General features: G+C 65.4%; 16 protein-coding genes and 1 pseudogene. 11 read left to right on the top strand and 6 right to left on the bottom strand.

The features are described from left to right. Window positions 1-156: 156 nt before the first annotated feature. The 6 genes and pseudogenes from HWX69_RS17415 to HWX69_RS17390 all read left to right on the top strand — a co-directional run. Window positions 157-870: pseudogene (locus HWX69_RS17415) on the top strand (ABC transporter ATP-binding protein); the annotation flags it as partial. A gap of 1 nt (window position 871) precedes the next feature. Beyond that, window positions 872-2938: an AMP-binding protein gene (locus HWX69_RS17410; RefSeq protein WP_178918290.1), complete on the top strand. Its 2067-nt coding sequence runs from the start codon at window positions 872-874 to the stop codon at window positions 2936-2938. Continuing rightward, window positions 2931-3890, top strand: a complete 960-nt coding sequence (locus tag HWX69_RS17405) for a branched-chain amino acid ABC transporter permease (protein ID WP_178918289.1) — start codon at window positions 2931-2933, stop codon at window positions 3888-3890. Before HWX69_RS17410 ends, HWX69_RS17405 begins: the two co-directional genes overlap by 8 nt. 96 nt (window positions 3891-3986) lie before the next feature. Next, a complete protein-coding gene (locus HWX69_RS17400) occupies window positions 3987-5033 on the top strand; it encodes an ABC transporter permease subunit (RefSeq protein WP_178918288.1) in 1047 nt (348 codons plus the stop codon). After that, the gene (locus HWX69_RS17395; protein ID WP_178918287.1) at window positions 5033-5431 is read left to right on the top strand and encodes a PaaI family thioesterase; all 399 of its coding nucleotides are present in this window, start codon (window positions 5033-5035) and stop codon (window positions 5429-5431) included. Before HWX69_RS17400 ends, HWX69_RS17395 begins: the two co-directional genes overlap by 1 nt. After that, window positions 5428-6270 (top strand): amidohydrolase family protein, encoded by an 843-nt coding sequence (locus tag HWX69_RS17390; RefSeq protein ID WP_246286529.1) that lies wholly within the window; start codon window positions 5428-5430, stop codon window positions 6268-6270. Before HWX69_RS17395 ends, HWX69_RS17390 begins: the two co-directional genes overlap by 4 nt. On the opposite strand, the gene HWX69_RS17385 is transcribed toward HWX69_RS17390, so the two are convergent. Then, window positions 6271-7095, bottom strand: coding sequence for an enoyl-CoA hydratase/isomerase family protein (locus tag HWX69_RS17385; protein WP_178918286.1), 825 nt, complete (start codon window positions 7093-7095; stop codon window positions 6271-6273). It abuts the gene before it with no gap. A 53-nt stretch (window positions 7096-7148) separates the two neighbouring features. On the opposite strand from HWX69_RS17385, the gene HWX69_RS17380 reads away from it, so the two are divergent. Continuing rightward, window positions 7149-7916, top strand: coding sequence for an SDR family NAD(P)-dependent oxidoreductase (locus HWX69_RS17380; RefSeq protein WP_178918285.1), 768 nt, complete (start codon window positions 7149-7151; stop codon window positions 7914-7916). A gap of 9 nt (window positions 7917-7925) precedes the next feature. Here HWX69_RS17380 and HWX69_RS17375 read toward each other — a convergent pair whose 3' ends face one another. Together HWX69_RS17375 and HWX69_RS17370 are read right to left on the bottom strand one after the other, a co-directional pair. After that, window positions 7926-9065 carry a phenylacetate--CoA ligase family protein gene (locus HWX69_RS17375; protein ID WP_178918284.1) on the bottom strand — a complete coding sequence of 380 codons (1140 nt, stop codon included), beginning with the start codon at window positions 9063-9065 and terminating at the stop codon, window positions 7926-7928. Window positions 9066-9122: 57 nt separating this feature from the next. After that, entirely contained in the window at window positions 9123-9773 is a 651-nt protein-coding gene (locus HWX69_RS17370; protein WP_178918283.1) for a uracil-DNA glycosylase, read from the bottom strand. Window positions 9774-9903: 130 nt separating this feature from the next. Here HWX69_RS17370 and HWX69_RS17365 point away from each other — a divergent pair, with 130 nt between their 5' ends. Then, window positions 9904-10089: a DUF7331 family protein gene (locus tag HWX69_RS17365; RefSeq protein ID WP_156707795.1), complete on the top strand. Its 186-nt coding sequence runs from the start codon at window positions 9904-9906 to the stop codon at window positions 10087-10089. Here the strand turns inward: HWX69_RS17365 and HWX69_RS17360 are convergent, their stop codons facing one another. Continuing rightward, window positions 10090-10326: a DUF7860 family protein gene (locus HWX69_RS17360; protein ID WP_178918282.1), complete on the bottom strand. Its 237-nt coding sequence runs from the start codon at window positions 10324-10326 to the stop codon at window positions 10090-10092. Window positions 10327-10414: 88 nt separating this feature from the next. Here HWX69_RS17360 and HWX69_RS17355 point away from each other — a divergent pair, with 88 nt between their 5' ends. The 3 genes from HWX69_RS17355 to HWX69_RS17345 are packed head-to-tail and all read left to right on the top strand — an operon-like array spanning window position 10415 to window position 15857. Next, on the top strand, window positions 10415-10642 hold the full coding sequence (locus HWX69_RS17355; protein ID WP_178918281.1) for a hypothetical protein: 228 nt from the start codon (window positions 10415-10417) through the stop codon (window positions 10640-10642). 53 nt (window positions 10643-10695) lie between these two features. Then, window positions 10696-13869, top strand: coding sequence for an isoleucine--tRNA ligase (gene ileS / locus HWX69_RS17350; protein WP_178918280.1), 3174 nt, complete (start codon window positions 10696-10698; stop codon window positions 13867-13869). A gap of 8 nt (window positions 13870-13877) precedes the next feature. Then, the gene (locus HWX69_RS17345; protein ID WP_178918279.1) at window positions 13878-15857 is read left to right on the top strand and encodes a CARDB domain-containing protein; all 1980 of its coding nucleotides are present in this window, start codon (window positions 13878-13880) and stop codon (window positions 15855-15857) included. A 15-nt stretch (window positions 15858-15872) separates the two neighbouring features. Here the strand turns inward: HWX69_RS17345 and prs are convergent, their stop codons facing one another. Continuing rightward, on the bottom strand, window positions 15873-16706 hold the full coding sequence (prs, locus tag HWX69_RS17340; RefSeq protein ID WP_178918278.1) for a ribose-phosphate diphosphokinase: 834 nt from the start codon (window positions 16704-16706) through the stop codon (window positions 15873-15875). 252 nt (window positions 16707-16958) lie between these two features. After that, window positions 16959-17834 (bottom strand): polyprenyl synthetase family protein, encoded by an 876-nt coding sequence (locus HWX69_RS17335; RefSeq protein WP_178918277.1) that lies wholly within the window; start codon window positions 17832-17834, stop codon window positions 16959-16961. Window positions 17835-17895 lie beyond the last annotated feature (61 nt).

The raw sequence follows: 17895 nt of genomic DNA, 5'->3' as shown, positions 1-17895 counted from the left end.
TCGGATTGGGAGGTGGCCACGGTGAGCGTCGACGACGCCAACGTGGGGTCCGATGCCGATGCCGCCGCAGCATCGCTCCGAGCGGGCCCGGCGATTCCCCCCGAAGACGCGGTCATCGGCTGTCGCGACGTGACCAAGACGTTCGGCACCGTCACCGCTGTCGACGACGTGAGTATCGGCATCGAACCCGGCGAGTGGGTGTCCATCGTCGGGCCGAACGGCGCCGGCAAGACGACGCTTCTGAACATCCTCAACGGCTTCTACACGCCCGACCCGGGCGGAACGGTGTACCTCTCCGGTGAGGACGTGACCGGCACGCCCGAACACTACCGCGCCCGAAACGGACTGGGGCGGACGTTTCAGGGGCTGGAACTGTTCGAAGACGAGGACGTCATCGAGAACGTGATGACGGTGCGGGCGGTCAAGAACCGACCCAACCTGCTGTCGGCGATGCTGTTCTACGGCGCCGGCCGGAAGACCGAAGCCGAGAACATGCGCCGTGTCGAGGAGATACTCGACTACCTCGAGTTGTGGGAACACCGCCACTCGAAAATCGCGACGCTGCCGCTCGGCGTCCGCCGCCGCGTCGACCTCGCACGGTCGCTGGCACTGGAACCGGACGTCCTCCTTCTGGACGAGGCGATGAGCGGTCTCACCTTCGACGAGAAGTACGACATGATTCGGTTCCTGACCGACCTCCACGAACAGGAGGACCTCGCACTCGTGATGATCGAACACGACCTCGAGGTCGTCACGGCCGTCTCCGACCGGATGATCGTGATGCAGAAGGGCGGCGTCATCGCACGGGGGCCACCCGAAGCGGTCACCGAGGACCCCGAGGTCGCTCGCGTGTACACGGGGGTGGACTGAGATGGCGACCGAGGACGGAGCGACTGGCGATACCGACAGCAGCCTCGCCGTCGACCGGGTGTTGTCCGCACCCGACGGCGAGGACGTTCCCATCGTCTCCGACCGCGCACTGCCGGAAATCCTCTTCGACCACGTCGAGGAACACGGCGACGACATCGCCTTGCGGTGGAAGCGATACGGCATCTGGCAAGAATTCACTTGGGAGGAGTACTACGAGCGCGTCGAACACTTCGCGCTCGGCCTCGAAACGTACGGCTTCGAGGAGGAAGACGTCCTCTTCACCATCGGCTACAACCGGCCCCACCAGCTGTGGGCCTGGATGGCCGCCCAGTCGCTGGGCGGGATGGCCGCGCCGAACTACGAGGACATGCTCCCCGACGACATCCGCAAACAGCTCCAACTGCTGGAGCCATCGGTCGTCTACGCCGAAGACCAGGAGATGGTCGACAAACTACTCCTGGTCGCCGACGACGTGCCGTCGCTGGAGACCATCATCTACCGCGACGAGAAGGGGATGTTCCGCTACGAGAACGGCGAGAAGACGGAGCCCGGCGACCCCGAAATCGTCTCCTACGAACACGTCGAGGAGGTCGGCGAAGAGCGGCTCGAAACCGGTGAGGTGGCCGACGATTACCTCCACGAACGTGTGAAAGCCATCGACCCCGACACCCCGGCGATGTTGCCGCCGACTTCGGGGACGACTGGAATGCCGAAGCGGGTGAAGTTGAGCCACTTCAACTTCCTGAACCTCGCGAACGCGGCCATCGAAATCGACCCGTTGCCGAAGGAATCCGATTACTTCTCGTATCTCCCGATGGCGTGGGTCGGCGAGCAGATGATACTCATTGCGGCGGCGTTCGTCGGCGGTTGGACCGCCAACTTCCCCGAACAGCCCGAAACCGAGGCCGAGGACCTCCGTGAAATCGGCCCGGAAATCATCTTCTCGTCGCCGAACCGCTACGAGGCGTGGGTCGCCGATATCAAGGCGAAAATCGAGAACACCACGCGACTGAAGCGGTTCGTCTACGAGAAGGCGATGTCCATCGGTCGGAAGTACGCCGACTACGTCAGCGGCGACAAAAGCGACGAGGAACCGCCGGCGACCCTGCGAGCCGCCCACTGGCTCTCGTATTGGGTCGCCTACCGGCCCATCCTCGACAAAATCGGGCTGAAACGCGCGAAGAACGTCTACACGGGCGGTGGCCCCCTCGGCGAGGACCACTTCTCGTACTATCACGCCCTCGGTGTGCCCCTGAAACAGATTTGGGGACAGTCCGAGGTGTGTGGGTTCGTGACGATGCACCGCGACGACGACATCCAGGTCGACACCGTCGGCGAGGTGTTCCCGAACGTCGAGGTCGGCATCACCCCCGGCGGGGAGTTGCTCGTCCGCGGCCCGGTCGTCACCTCGGGGTACTACGGCATGCCCGAGAAGACCGAATCCGCGATGGAGGACGGTTGGCTCCACACCGACGACTTCGGGGCGCTCACCGACGACGACCACGTCAAAATCTTCGACCGGATGGACGACGTGCTAGAGTTGAACGACGGCACCGCGGTCGCGCCCATCAGCGTCGAGACGAAACTGAAGTTCAACCCCTACGTGAAGGAGGCGCTGGTCGTCGGCGACGGCCGAGACTCGCTCGCTGCGGTGTTGAACCTCCGGTTCGACAACGTCGCCGAGTGGGCCGATCAACGCGACATCCAGTACGCCGGCTACAAGGACCTGACCCAGAAGCCGCCCGTGTTGGAGTTGATGCGACAGGTCGTCGCGGAGACCAACGAGGACCTCGAACATCCCATCGAGCGGTTCCTCATCCTGTTCAAGGAGTTCGACGCCGACGACGGCGAACTCACCCGGACGGGGAAGATACGCCGGGAGGTCGTCGTCGACCGCTACGGGAAACTCGTCGAGGGACTGTACAGTGACCAGGAGGAAGTCGAGATGGACATAACGATAACGTATCAGGACGGACGCGAATCGGAAGAACACGGCACGATGGCGATCGTCGATGTCGAGGAACCGGTCGAGGCCGACGACGGCGAGGAGGTGATGCTCGATGGTTAGCGCCGGCGTCATCAACTTCCTCGACATCACCATCTCGGGAATCGGCCTCGGGGCGCTGTATGCCCTGGTCGCGATGGGCTTTGCGCTCATCTACAAGGTCACGGGCGTGTTGAACTTCGCCCAGGGCGAACTCGCCTTGGTCGGCGCCTACGGCGTCGTCATCCTCGGCACGTCGTCACTGATTTCGACGCCGTTACCGGCGGTCGCGGCCGTCGGAGCGACGATTCTGTTCGGCATCCTTCTCGGTATCTTCCTCGAACGGGTCATCTTCCGGCAGTTCATCGGTGAACCGGTGCTGTCGGTCATCATCGTCACGCTGGCGCTCGGTGGCATCTTCAGCGGGTTCATCCGATTCCTGCTCGGGCCGAACTACCGGTCGTATCCCGAGGCGCTGACGTTCGGATTCAGCATCGACCTCCCGCTGGGAACGTCCATCTCGGCGGCGTACGCGCTGGCGGTGGCGCTGGCGCTCGTCGTCGTCGTCGCGCTGATGCTGTTCTTCCGGTACACCGTCACCGGAAGCATCCTGCGGGCGGCCGCCAGCGACGAACAGGCGGCGATGGTACTCGGCGTGAGCATCGAGCGCACCATTGCACTCGCGTGGGCGCTCTCCATCGGCATCACCGCCATCGGCGGGGTGCTGTTGGCGATGTCATCCGGGGGTGCCGGCTTCTCCATCGTGGCGACCGGCATCATCATCTTCGCCGCCGTCGTCTTCGGCGGTCTCGACTCCATCCCCGGGGCGTTCATCGGGGCCATCATCGTCGGCCTGCTACAGGAGTTGGGGTCGTTCTACCTGGAAGGTGGGTCGGCGATTACCGCACCCATCATCGACGTGAAACTGAACTTCGGCGCCGGCTTCGGCGAGATACTGCCGCTGATATTCCTGCTCGTCGTCATCGTCGTGAAGCCGTACGGCCTGTTCGGCACCGAACGCATCGAGAGGCTCTAACATGTTCGAGATACACACCTGCGAGAGGCGACCCGACCGCGTGCAGTCGGCCACGGTGGCCGCGAGTGACCGACCGACTACGGAGGTGCCGTAGCCGTGCCCTGCGGTGAGTACTTCACGAGCTACGAATCCCGGATGGGGCTGTTCCGCTGGCGCATCCAGCGGGTCGCACTCGTCCTCGCGTTACCCATCCCGTTCATCCTGCCGTTGCTCGGGTTGGGCGGAGGGAACGTCTCGCTGTTGTCCCAGATGTTCATCTTCGCCATCGCGGTCCTCGGATTGAACGTCATTCTGGGGTACGCCGGGGAAATCGTCCTCGCACAGGGGGCGTTCATGGCTATCGGTGCGTACACGACGAGTCGGATGCTCACGACCGGCGTCGGTTTGCTGCCGTCGATGGCCGTCGGCGGCCTGATGGCAGCACTCGTCGCCGTCGCCTTCGGTCTCCCGTCGTTCCGCGTCAAGGGGTTCTACATCGCCATCTCGACGCTGGCGCTGCAGTTCATCGCCGAGTGGTTCTTCAACAACAGCCGCGCCGAGTGGATTCACGGCGGTGCCCAACAGCAGATACCCTCGGATATCGGCCTCATCGGCCCACTCGGCAGTCTGGGCGGCGACCTCAGCATCTACTACCTCTCGCTCGTGGCGATGCTGTTCTTCGCCATCCTGTCGCTGAACCTCTCGCGGACTGGCATCGGCCGGACGTTCCGGGCGGTCCACGAGAACGACCTCGCGGCGGCGGTGCTCGGGGTCAACGTCTTCAAGAACAAACTGCTGGCGTTCGCCATCGGTGGGTTCATGATCGGATTCTCCGGCGGACTGTACGCCTTCTACATCGGATTCATCAGCCCCGATTACTTCACGCTCGCGCTCACCCTCGAACACTACGTGATGCTGCTGTTCGGCGGGTTGGGTCGGGTGTGGGGTGCGCTGCTCGGCGTCGGCGTCGTCACGATACTGCAGGACATCCTACAGAGCATCCTGCAGTCGGTTTCGGCGGCCACCGGACTGAACGCGACGTCGCTGGTCTCGGTGTTCTTCGGCATGGTTATCATCATCGTGCTGGCCGTCGAACCGAAGGGCGTCCTCGCGGCGCTCGGACAGCTCAAGGAGTACCTGCGGAAGTGGCCCTACGCCTACTGATGGGCGACGCCACCGAGACCGCACGGGAGTTGCTCGACCTCCCGTTTCACCGCGCAAACGGCATCGAAATCGTCTCGGCGTCCGCCGACGGGGCCCACACGCGGTGGCCCTTCGACGAGTCGCTGCTCGGCAATCCCGAGGTGCCGGCGATTCACGGCGGCGTCATCTCCGCGCTCGCGGACCTCACCGGCGCCGCGCCGTTCGTCGGCGAGTTGGGTCGGTACACGCCGACCGTCGACCTCAGAGTCGACTACCTCACCCACGCCGGCGAGGCCGACCTCGAAGGCCACGCCGAGGTGCGACGACACGGTGACACTGTCGGTGTCGCCGACGTGGTCGTCGAGTCGGGCGGGGACCGATGTGCGGAAGCCCGTGGGGTGTACAAGTTGGGACGATGACCGACGAGACGCTTTCGGGCGCGACGGACGTGCACGTCCATCTCATGCCCGACCGGCTGATGGCGGCGATCCGCGGCGCGCTCAACGAGGACGCCGGCTGGGAGTTCCCCCATCCGACCGACCGCGAGGGTATCGAGGCGGAACTTCGAGAAAACGGCGTCGAGCGTTACTGTGCGCTCCCCTATGCCCACAAGCCCGACATCGCCGCTGACCTCAACGAGTGGGTGCTGGACCGCGCTTCGGAATCCGAGATGTGCGTTCCCTTCGCGACGGTCCACGGCGACGACGACGTTCGACCCGTCGTCCGGGAGGCCTTCGAGGCTGGCGCACGCGGGCTGAAGTTCCAGTGTCCCGTCCAGCGAGTCGGTCCCGACGACCCGCGTCTCGACCCGGCCTTCGAGTTGGCCGCGGAGTACGACCGGCCGATTCTGTTCCACGCGGGTACCGCACCGATGTTCCGGGATTCGCCGCACGTCGGCGTCGAACCGTTCCGCTCGTTCCTCCAGTCGTATCCGGAGGTCCGGGCCTGTGCGGCTCACATGGGTGCCTTCGAGACGACGGAGTTCATCGAGACGGCGCGCAACCACGACAACGCCTTCCTCGACACCTGTTTCGCGATGTCGACGGCCGTCGGGGAGTACATGGATTTCGACCCCAGCGAAATCGACGATTCGGTGTTCGAGGAGCTGTCGGGGCGGGTCATGTACGGCTCCGATTATCCGAACATCCCACATCCCTACCGGGCCGAATACGAGGGGCTGCTACAGCGGGACCTCTCGGATGCGGCCTTCGAGGCGCTATTTTCGGGTGCTGCCGAGCGGTTCCTCGGGGAACGGTAGTTACTCCACGTCCTCGGGGTCACGCGGCCGCGTCCCGTGGAACTGCCGTGGTTTCTGTTCTTCGCGTGCGAGGAACGCCTCGGCGCGCTCCTGGAACTCCGGGGAGTCCCACACGCGGGCGGTGAGGTCTCGGGCCATCTCCTGGCCGGTCAACCCGAGGTTCGTCCACTGTTTCATCACGGCCTTGATGGTGCGGTAGGCCTGTGGGCTCTTCTCGTCGGCGATGGTCGTGAGAATCTCCGCGGCCTTCGCCTCGGCGTCACCGTCGTCGACGACGCGGTTGATGAGGCCGATGGATTTCGCCTCTTCGGCCTCCAGCAGTCGCCCCGTCAACAGCAAGTCCCGAGCACGCTTCTCGCCAATCATCAGCGGGAGCAACTGCACGCCGCCGCCGGCGGCCGTCGAGCCGACGCCGACCTCCGGTTGGCCGAAACGGGTCGACTCGCCGGCGACGATGAGGTCACACGCCGAGGCGAGTTCGTTGCCGCCGGCGACGCAGGTTCCCTCGGCGGCGGCGACGACGGGCTTGCCGGTATCGCGCAACAAATCCAGCGTCTCGAAGTACGCCGTCATCCAGCGGGCGCCCTCCTCCCACTGTAGTTCGGTCAACTCCGCGAGTGATGCCCCCGAACAGAAGGGCGGTTCGGTCGACCCAAGGAGAATGCCGCGGACATCGTCGTCGCGGTCGGCGTCGGTAATCGCGACCGTCAGCTCGTCCAGGACGCGGGCATCGAGGACGTTGTTGCGGTCAGCTCGGTCGAACCGAATCCGTGCGATGCGGTCGTCCTCGGGATGGCGGTCGACGGCGATGGTTTCGTACGACATGTGTCGTGTGGTCATCCCACAGGGATATAACACCGGGGGACGACGGGTCGGACATGCGTGGATTGGAAACGAAGACGGCACTGGTGACGGGCGCGGGCGGCGGTATCGGCAGCGCCATCGCGGGGCGGTTGGCCGAGGAAGGTGCGACCGTCGCGGTCAACGACATCGACGAGGAACGGGCCGAAGCGACCGTCGAGGCAATCGAGGAAGCGGGCGGTGAGGCGTTTCCGGTCGTCGCCGACGTGACCGACCTCGAATCGGTTCGTGAAATGGTCGAAACGGTCGTCGACCGTGCCGGGCTCGATGTGCTCGTAAACAACGCCGGCTGGGACCGAATCGAGTGGTTCCTCGAACAGGACCCCGACCGCTGGGACCGCATCATCGATGTGAACCTCCGCGGACAAATCAACTGTGCGCGGGCGGCCGGCGAGGTGTTCGCCGACCGGGACGACGGCGGTACCGTCGTCGCCATCGCTTCGGACGCCGGTCGGGTCGGCTCCTCCGGGGAGGCGGTGTACGCCGGGACGAAAGGCGGTGTCATCGCCTTCACGAAGACGCTCGCCCGGGAGTTGGCTCGCGACGGCGTCACCTGCAACGTCGTCTGTCCCGGTCCCGCGGACACGCCGCTCACGCGGGCGATGCGCGAGGAGTCGGAACTGGCCGAACACATCCTCGGGAGCATCGAATCACAGACGCCGCTCGGTCGGATGACCGAACCCGACGACGTGGCCGGTGCGGTCGCCTATCTCGCCAGCGACGACGCCGATTTCGTCACGGGGCAGGTACTCAGCGTCTCCGGCGGCCTGACGATGGTCGGCTAAACCGCGAGTTCAGTACCGCTCGTCGACGACGCCCGTGTCGTCGATGTCGTCGACCAACTCGACCTCGTTGGGTGCGACGAGCAGGCGGTCCTTGACCGCCGCTGCGAGTTCTTCGATGTCTGCGTCGCCCTCGACGACCAGTCGTATCTGGTCGGTCGATTCCGGCCGGGAGACCTCCAGTCGGAACTCGCCGGTCAGTCCCTCGAAGCCGGCCAGCACGGTGCCGAGCGATTCGGGGTACAGTTTGACGCCTTTCACCTTGAGCCGGCCGTCGGTGCGACCGATGACGCCGTCGGGGAGGACGACTTCGCCGTCGCGTTGCTCCCACTCGGCGAGGTCGCCGGTGCGATAGCGGACGAGCGGACAGCCCTCCTTCTTGAGGTGGGTGACGACGAGTTCGCCGCGCTCGCCGAACGGGAGCAACTCGCCGGTGTCGGGGTCGACGACCTCGATGAGTGCGTAGTCGTCGAGGAGGTGGAGGCCGTCCTCGTCGGCCGTTTCGGCGGCGACCGGGAGTATCTGTCTGGTGCCGAAGTAGTCGACGGCGGTGTCGGCGTCGAGGGCATCCTTGACCTGTTCACGCATGCCCGGAATCGAGGTGAACGGCTCGCCGGCGCCGACGAAGGTGTCGACGCTCGCGCCGGCGTCGCCGACCTTCAGCGCGAAGGAGGGGTTGCCGACGAGAGCGTCGACGTCGAACTCCGAGACGGTCGCGGCGGCCTGTTCGGACTCGCCCGGTCCGGCGGGGATGACCTCCGCGCCGAGGGCTTCGAGGCCGCGCTGGACGATGATACCTGTCCCGAAGGTGTGGTACCCGAAGGTGTTGAGCACGCGGTCGCCCGGTTCGATGCCGGCGCGCTCGAAGGCGCGGGCGTTGGCTTCAGCCTGCCACTCGAGGTCCGCCGTCGTGTCGAAGACGGGCGCGAGGTCGTCGCCGAGCGGCGTGAAACACATCATCGCCGCGCCGTCGTACAGTGACCCCTCGGGTGCGTGGTCGTCGTAGTCGGCCTTCAGGTCCTTACCCGTGAGAAACGGCAACTCGCGGAACGCCTCCCAGGAATCGACTGGGCCGAGGTCGTCGTACAGTTCGTAGTCGCCGACGCGTTCGAGTTGTTCGTTGACCGCCGCGAGGGTCTCCTCGTCGTCCATGCTTCGAGAGTCCGTCGGAAACGACAAAAAACCGTAGGCCGGTTGACCGCCGTTCGGTCACCGGGGTTCGGCGCCGACGCGTTCTAGCGCCGCCGAGATAGCCGATTCGTACTCCCCGGGCTCGTAGCCGAGCCGGGCAATCCAGATGTCCTCGTAGGAGGGGTGCAGTATCGGGACCAGCGGCGGCAGTGTGTCGGTTTCGATGGTCGTCAGGACGGTTTCGAGGAAGCCGTCGAGTTCTCTGTCGGCCGCAGCAAGTAGGGACTCCGTGGCGTGGCGGCCGGTCGGAACGACACACGCCGGTTCGATGTCTGTCAGTTCCGAGAGCAGGTACGGCCGGCAGTTGGCGCGCTCTTCGGTCGTCGGTTCGCGGTTCGAGGAGTCGGGGGCCTCGGGGTTTTCGGCGGGGAAACACTTCACGGCGTTCGTGAAGTACAGTTCCTCCTCGTCGTAGCCGAGCGATTCGAAGCGTTCGCGGATGCGGCGACCGCTGTGGCGTGCCGTGTAGGCCATCCCGGTGTGGTTGCCGCCCCGCCAGCGGTCGGCGTCGGGGTCGCCGGCGCCGGGGGCCTCGCCGACGACGACGAGCGTCGCATCGAGCGAGCCGACACCCCAGGAGATGCAGTTTCGTCCCTCGACGAGTCGGGGACAGCGCCGGCAGTCTGCCGCGAGGGGGCTTCGGTTCTCCGGGTCGGGAAACGTCGCCATCGACGGGACGTGGGTCGGCGGATAAGTCAGTGTTCGCTTCGCGTGTTCTAGGGGCATAATACAGCATATAAGTATGAATTCGATATCGACAGAACGCTTAACACCGTCTACCGCTTTCGCTCACTTGCGAATGAGTGACACACCCTCCGACTCGGACGAGTTGCCCGAACCGATGACCGAAGCACCGCCACACTCCGCTCGCGACGACGAGCGGTACGCACACCTCTCACTCGGCGACGGGGAAGTCGTCATCTACGACCGGGAGGACCCCGAAACGTGGCTCCAGTCGGATTTCGCCGTCGAAATCGGCGCCTGATTACTCGATTAGCGGGAGCACTGCGCCGAAGACGATCGGCGTAACGAGGCCGACGACCACGCCGAGCGTTTCCATGCCGAAAAAGACGGTTTCCAACGTCGACGGTACCGTCGAGAGGAAGGCGTGGCCGCCGATTTCACCGATGGCGCCGACGGCGAACAGGCCGACGCCGAACAGGAATCCCAGTTTTGCCAACCGCGCGTAATCGAGGCTTCGCCCCCCTGTTCGATGGCTCATGGTTGCCGTTTTCGACTCGTCAGCGAAAGCGTTTCGATTCATCGGTTCAGTCGAAAAGCCTATTTTCCGCACTCGCCGAGTAGGGCCAATGCGAGAACTCCTCGTCGCCGGAATCGAGTCCGTCGCCTACCTACTGGGAACCGCCGCCCTCGCGGCGGCCGGCGTCTTTGCCGAACTGACCAGCCTGTCGTATCTCGATGCCGGAAACACCATGTTCGCGGCCTGGCTCGCGGTGATGGGGTTCGTCGCCCTGTACGGTGCGTTCTCGCTCGGTAACGACCACCTTCTGCCGCGACTCCGCGAGCGACGCGCGTAGAATCCTTCGCACAGTACCGATTCTCCTTTAACAGCGGGGCCGGATTACCAGGTATGAGCAGGTTCGCCGAGGTCGACGACCAGTACGACCCCGACGCGGTCGAAGCACGGGTGTTCGACCACTGGGACGACGTCGACGCCTACGAGCAGACCAAGGAGCGCTTCGCGGACGAAGAACCGCTGTTCTTCGTCGACGGGCCGCCGTACACCTCCGGTGCCGCCCACATGGGGACGACGTGGAACAAGACGCTGAAGGACGCCTACATCCGCCACCTTCGGATGCGGGGCCACAACGTCACCGACCGCCCCGGCTACGACATGCACGGCCTCCCCATCGAGACGAAAGTCGAGGAGAAACTCGGCTTCGACAACAAGAAGGACATCGAGGAGTTCGGCATGGAGAACTTCATCGAGGAGTGTAAGACCTTCGCCGACTCCCAACTCGAAGGGCTCCAGAACGACTTCAAGTCCTTCGGCGTCTGGATGGACTGGGAGAACCCCTACAAAACCGTCTCGCCGGAGTACATGGAGGCGGCGTGGTGGGGCTTCGAACAAGCCCACGAGCGCGGCCTCGTCACGCAGGGGAAACGCTCCATCACGCAGTGTCCCCGGTGTGAGACGGCCATCGCGAAGAACGAAGTCGAGTACCACACTGCCGAGGCGCCCTCCATCTACGTGAAGTTCCCGCTCCGAAACCGCGAGGGGAACCTCGTCATCTGGACGACGACGCCGTGGACCATCCCTGCGAACACCTTCGTCGCCGTCGACGAGGACGTGACCTACGCGGAAGTGGAGTACGACGACGAGATTCTGTATCTCGCGAGCGACGTGGTCGACGACGTGATGGAGCGGGTCGGCGCCGAACCCGAGGATTACACCGTTCTCGAGGAACTTCCCGGCTCGGACCTCATCGGCTGGGAGTACGACCACCCACTTGCCGAGGAAGTCCCCGACCACGCACAGGCCGAGGGCTCCCAGCAGGTGTATCACGCCGACTACGTCGAGGTCGACCGCACCGGGATGGTTCACTCCGCCCCCGGCCACGGTGAGGAGGACTTCGAGCGCGGGCAGGAACTGGAACTCGAAATCTTCTGTCCGGTCGCCTCCGATGGCGTCTACACCGCCGAAGCCGGCGACTACCAGGGCGAGTTCGTCCGCGACGCCAACGACGACATCATCGCCGACCTGCGGTCGAACGGCCACCTCCTGCTTTCGGAATCGGGCCACGCCATCGACGAGGGGCAGTGTTGGCGCTGTGACACCGACATCGTCCGCATCGTCACCGACCAGTGGTTCATCACGGTCACCGACATCAAGGACGAACTTCTCTCGAACATCGAGGACTCCGAGTGGCACCCACAGGAGGCCCGTGAGGGTCGCTTCCGGAAGTTCGTCGAGAACTCGCCGGACTGGAACGTCTCCCGACAGCGCTACTGGGGCATCCCCATCCCCATCTGGACGCCCGAGGACTGGGACGGCCACATGGGCGACGCTATCGTCGTCGGCACCCGCGAGAAACTCGCCGACCTCGCAGACCAGGACATCGACCCCGAGGAGATAGACCTCCATCGGCCGACCGTCGACGACATCACGATCACGGACGGCGACACCACCTACACCCGCGTGCCGGACGTCTTCGACGTGTGGCTGGACTCCTCCGTCGCCTCGTGGGGGACGCTCGATTACCCGTCGAACGAAGACGACTTCGAGGAGCTGTGGCCCGCCGACCTCATCATGGAGGCTCACGACCAGACCCGCGGCTGGTTCTGGTCGCAACTCGGGATGGGCACCGCCGCCCTCGGCGAGGTGCCGTACAACGACGTGCTGATGCACGGATGGGCGCTGGCCGAGGACGGCCGGAAGATGTCGAAATCCATCGGCAACATCGTCGCGCCACAGGAGGCCATCGACCGCCACGGCGCCGACCCGATGCGGTTGTTCCTGCTGAGTCAGAACCCACAGGGCGACGACATGCGCTTCTCGTGGGACGAGATGGGCAACCGCCAGCGGGACCTCAACATCCTCTGGAACGTGTTCCGCTTCCCGCTGCCGTACATGCGGATGGACGACTTCGAACCCGGTTCGGTGGCGCTGCAGGACGCCGCCCTCGAGACGGTCGACGAGTGGGTACTCTCCCGACTGCAGTCGGTCACCGCCGAGATGACCGAGCAGTGGGACGACTACCGGCAGGACAAGGCGCTGGACGCGCTGCTGGAGTTCATCGTCGAGGACGTTTCGCGGTTCTACATCCAGGTCGTCCGCGAGCGGATGTGGGAGGAAGAGCAATCGGAAAGCAAGCAGGCCGCCTACGCGACGCTGTATCACGTGCTCGTCGAGACGACGAAACTGCTGGCGCCCTACGCGCCGTTCGTCGCCGACGACATCTACGGGACGCTCACCGGCGAGGACGGTTTCGAGACGGTCCACATGTGTGAGTGGCCCGAAGTGGACGAGTTCTTCCACGACACGCAACTCGAAACCGACGTGGAAATCGTCGCGGCTGTCGAGGAGGCAGGCTCCAACGCCCGCCAGCAGGCCGAGCGGAAACTGCGCTGGCCCGTCACGCGCGTTGTCGTCGCCGCCGACGACGAGGAGGCCGCCACGGCCGTCGACCGCCACCGCGATTTGCTCCGTGACCGACTGAACGCACGCGAAATCGAACTCGTCGAACCCGGGGCTGACTGGGAAGAACTCCAGTACAGTGCCCGCGCCGACATGTCTGTCCTCGGCCCTGCATTTGGCGACGAGGCCGGCGAAGTGATGAACGCGCTCAACGCTGTCACCGTCACCGAACAGTCCCTCGACGCGCTGTCGAGCGCCGTCGCCGAGGAACTCGGTCGCGAGGTCGAATTGACCGAGGAGATGGTGTCGTTCAACACCGACACGCCGGAGGGCGTCGAGGGGACGGCCTTCGACGTCGACGGCGACGACCGGGGCGTCGTCTACGTCGACACGACGCTCACCGAGGACATCGAGTCGGAGGGCTACGCCCGCGAGGTCATCCGCCGGATTCAGGAGATGCGCAAGGACCTCGACCTCGAAATCGACGCCGAGATTCGGGTTGACCTCGATGTCGCCGACGACCGCATCGCGGGACTCGTCCGCGAACACGAGGACCTCATCGCCGGCGAGGTCCGGGCGAGTGGCTTCGGCGGCGTCGACGACGGTTACGAACAGGACTGGACCGTCGAAGGCACCGACATGCGGATAACCATCGAGGCTGTATAGCGGCGTAGATGTCACGGTCACGGCCACGAGCGCGAGCGCTCGCGGTTTCGGTGCTGTTGACGTGTTGGTTGCTCGCAGGGAGCGTCGCGTTCGTGACGCCCGCGGCCGCGGCGACCATCGAGGTCGACAACACGCTCGCCCAGACCGACACGAAAGGCGAAGTCGACGTGAAAACGCAGGTGACCGTTCCGGACGGAGCGACATCGGTGGAGATAACGATCCCCGAGGACACCGACGTGTACGAAACGGAGGGGTTCAGACAGTCGGGAACCGACGGCCGAACCTACGAGTGGACCGGCGGGACCGACCGGCCGTTCGTCCGGTACGAACTGGCCGGCAACCGAACCATCGACCGGGGCAGTGGCGAGCAGTTCCTCTACGCCGTCACCGACGAGTGGGCAGTCGTCCGGTCGCCGAGCATCAGCGTTCGGGCGACTGGTATCGACTTGAACATCGATCGCTCGAACCACGTCGACGGCGAGGGCGTCGCCGGACGACACATCACCTATCTCGGTGCGTACGAGGAACACACCCGCGAGGCGGCCGGACAGCGCTTCCGACTCATCGAGTCCGAACACGGCGACATGCGCGAAAACCCCGACGACGTACTCGACTCGCTGGCCCACGCCGCCGAGGGCTTCGAGACGGGTGCTCGAGACGATAGCGTCCTCATCGTCGCCGTCCCATCGAAGGTCGACTGGGCCGCCACCGGTGTCCAGCGCGGCGACTCCGACATGTGGGTCCGCGACGACGAACGCCTCGACACCGCTCGGAACACGTGGATTCACGAGTACGTCCACACCAGACAGGACTACGACCGCACCGAGGCGACGCGCTGGACCATCGAGGGAATGGCGGACTACTACGCCGCGTTGCTCACCTACGAGCAGGGACGCATCGACTTCGAGACGTTCCAATCTCAGATGGAAGACGGAACAAGTGACCGATACAGCGACGTACAGTTGTCCGACCCCGCGACGTGGGAGAACGGTCGCGGCAACTACGAGAAGGGCGCGCTCGTCTTCGGCCACCTCGACCGGCGGCTTCGAGCCGATGCCGACACGACGCTCGCGGCCGCAATCGCCGAGTTCAACGACCCCGGGTCGGAGTTGACACAACAGCAGTTCCTTGACGCCATCGAAACCACTGGGAGCGCCGACATCCGCAACGACGCCGAACGATACACCGAGACGACCGAGACGCCGCCGGTCTGGAGCCGCCAACAGCACTTCGACGCCTTCGGCGGCGCCGACATCCGATACGAGTTCGAGGGGTTCGCGGTGTCGGGACCGTATCGCGACGCCACAATCGATTCCCCGCGTGTCGTCACCGGCGAGACGCTCGAACCGACCGTTCGAATCCGCAACGTCGGCACCGACGCCGGCGAGTACACTGCCGAGCTTCGCGTCGACGGCGAGACGGCTGGAGAGCGAACCGGTAGCCTCGACGCCGACGAGGAGACGACGGTGACGTTCCAGCGACGCTTCGACGCCGCCAGCGAGTACGAACTTTCGATTGGCACGACCACCACCACGGCAGTCGTCGAGCAACCGGCCGACGTGGCTGTCACCGACCTCACCGCCGCTCCGGCAGACCCGGCACTCGGCGAGTCGGTGACGCTCCGAGCGACCGTCGAGTCCTCGGCTGACCGACCTGCCGACGGCAACGTCACCTTCGCCGTCGACGGCGAGACGGTCGCCACCGAGCGGGTTCGACTGAGCGACGGGTCGGTGACCGTCGAGGCGACGACGACCTTCGAGGAGTCCGGCGAGTACACCGTCACCGCTGGCGACCGTTCGACGACGGTGTCGGTCAGGTCTGAGACGGCGACCCCTGGCGGAACGGCATCGGCGCCGCAGTCGACGGAGCGGCCGGGTGAGGTGACCGACCGTCCCACGACGCCGACGGAGGGCGCCGGTTCCGGGTTCGGCGTCGGTGCTGCGGTCCTCGCGGCTCTCGCCGCGGCCGTACTGGTCGGCCGCCGATAGTCACCGTGCCGCTACTCAGAGGTGTTCTGCGAGCGCGGGTGCGACGCTGACAGTCGACACCGCACGCTCGATGGTGTCCGTTCCGAACACGCCGTCGACGCCGGCGCGGGCCAGTTTCGTCCGGGCGCTGGCGGCGAGCATCGGGTGGACGCAGGTCACGAACACGCGGTCGGGACCATCCAACTGCGCGATGGCGGTGCTCATCGTTGACCCCGTCGCGACGATGTCGTCGACCAACACTACGTCACGACCGGCCGTGTCGGCGTCGCTCGGCTGCATCTCGACCTCCGTATCCGAGAGGCGGTGTTTCTCGAAGTAGTCGAGTTCGCCGTCACCCGCGGCGTCCCGGACGGTCCTCGCGAGGTCGATGGCGCCCTCGTCCGGCGAGAGGAAAAGCGGGTCAGAAAGCGCCGGCAGGGCGTCGGCGAGCAACCCCGAGGCGTCGACGGCTCGACACGGCACGTCGAAGAAGTCACACACCGCATTCTCGTGGGGATTGACCGTCAGTACGCGGTCGGTTCCCGTCGAGATGGCCCGAGCCATCGCACGCGCGGAGACGGGTTCGCCCTCGGCGAACGCCTCGTCCTGTCGTGCATACCCCATGTACGGCAGGACGGTGACGACTTCCTCGGCCTGCTGGCGGGCGGCGTCCTGCAACTGGAGCAACTCGATGTGGGCGCCGTCGGAGACCGTCGAGGCGACGACGACCGCACGGTCGTCGGTGTCCGGAACGCGGACGACCCGTTCCCCGTCGGCGAACTGTTCGTACTCGACGGCCGCGAGCGGCTCTCCCAACGCGGCCGAGAGTGTGGCCGCGAGGTCCTGTGAGGCGGAGCCCGGAACTATCATGCGCGAGGCTCCGCGTTCCGGGGGTAAACGCGTTTTCCTTCGACCTTTTTCTGCGTCGGGTTCGCGCTTCGCGCGAACCTCTCTCTGCTCACGGCGACGAAGTCGCCGTTCGCACGGTCAGCGGGACCGAAGGTCCCGCTCGACTTGAAAAACGTCGATGAAAAAGGCGGCGACTCAGCGGCCTTCGGCCGTTTCGTCGCCGTGAACCGCGCGCCTGCGGCGCGCGGATGCTGGACTAATTACGACACAGGATTACCGCTCTCGAACCACGACGAACTCCGCGAGGTCTTCCAGATACCCGACCGCCTCCGAGCCGACGGAGTCGGCGGCTTCGAGTGCCGCCAGTGCCGCGTCGGATTCCTCACGGGCGCGCTGATTCGCCTCCTCGGGCGTCATCTCCGTAATCTGGACCAGCGAGGGGCGGGCCATCTCCTCGTCTTGGCCGGTCGGCTTGCCGAGTTCCTCGGCGTCGGCCGTCGCGTCGAGGACGTCGTCGCGAATCTGGAAGGCGATGCCGACCCGCTCGGCGTACTGGCCGAAGGCCTCGACGGTGTAGGCGTCGGCGTCGGCGGCGACCGCGCCCAACTCGGCGGCGGCCCGGAACAGCGCGCCCGTCTTCCGGCGGGCGAGTTCCATGTACTCGGTTTCGTTCGTCGGTTGGGCGACGAGTTCGGTCGCCTCGCCCTCGCCGAGTTCGACCATCGACTCGCTGACGACCTGCATGGCGCGTTCGTCGGCCGAAAACAGCGCAAAGGCCTCCCCGAGCAGGCCGTCGCTGGCGACGATGGCCGACCCGTGGCCGAAGGCCGCCCACGCGCTGTCGACGCTCCGTCGCAGTTCGGACTCGTCGATGATGTCGTCGACGACCAAGGAGGCGTTGTGGACCAACTCGATGCCGACCGCGAAGTCGACGGCGTTTCGGGACGGCATCGAGCCGCGACCGTCCTCGCCGGTCAGTTCGCCGCCGGCGGCCTCGAAGGCCAGAAGCGTCACCGTCGGGCGGACCCGTTTGCCCCCCGACAGCGAGACGTGTTCGAGGCGGTCGGTCATCGCCTCGGGTTCGGTCGAATCGAGGACAGCCTCGAGCCGGTCCTCGACGAACGACCGACGCCGCTCCAGATACTCCATAAAAGTGGTAGGTTCGTTCCTCGGAAGTACGTGTCGGATACGGACGAAAAATGTGGATATC

The organism is Natronomonas gomsonensis (assembly GCF_013391635.1).
GTDB classification, from domain to species: Archaea; Halobacteriota; Halobacteria; order Halobacteriales; family Haloarculaceae; genus Natronomonas; species Natronomonas gomsonensis_A.
Note: the sequence above shows the minus strand (reverse complement) of the source record. Positions and strands in the feature narration are given on the sequence as shown.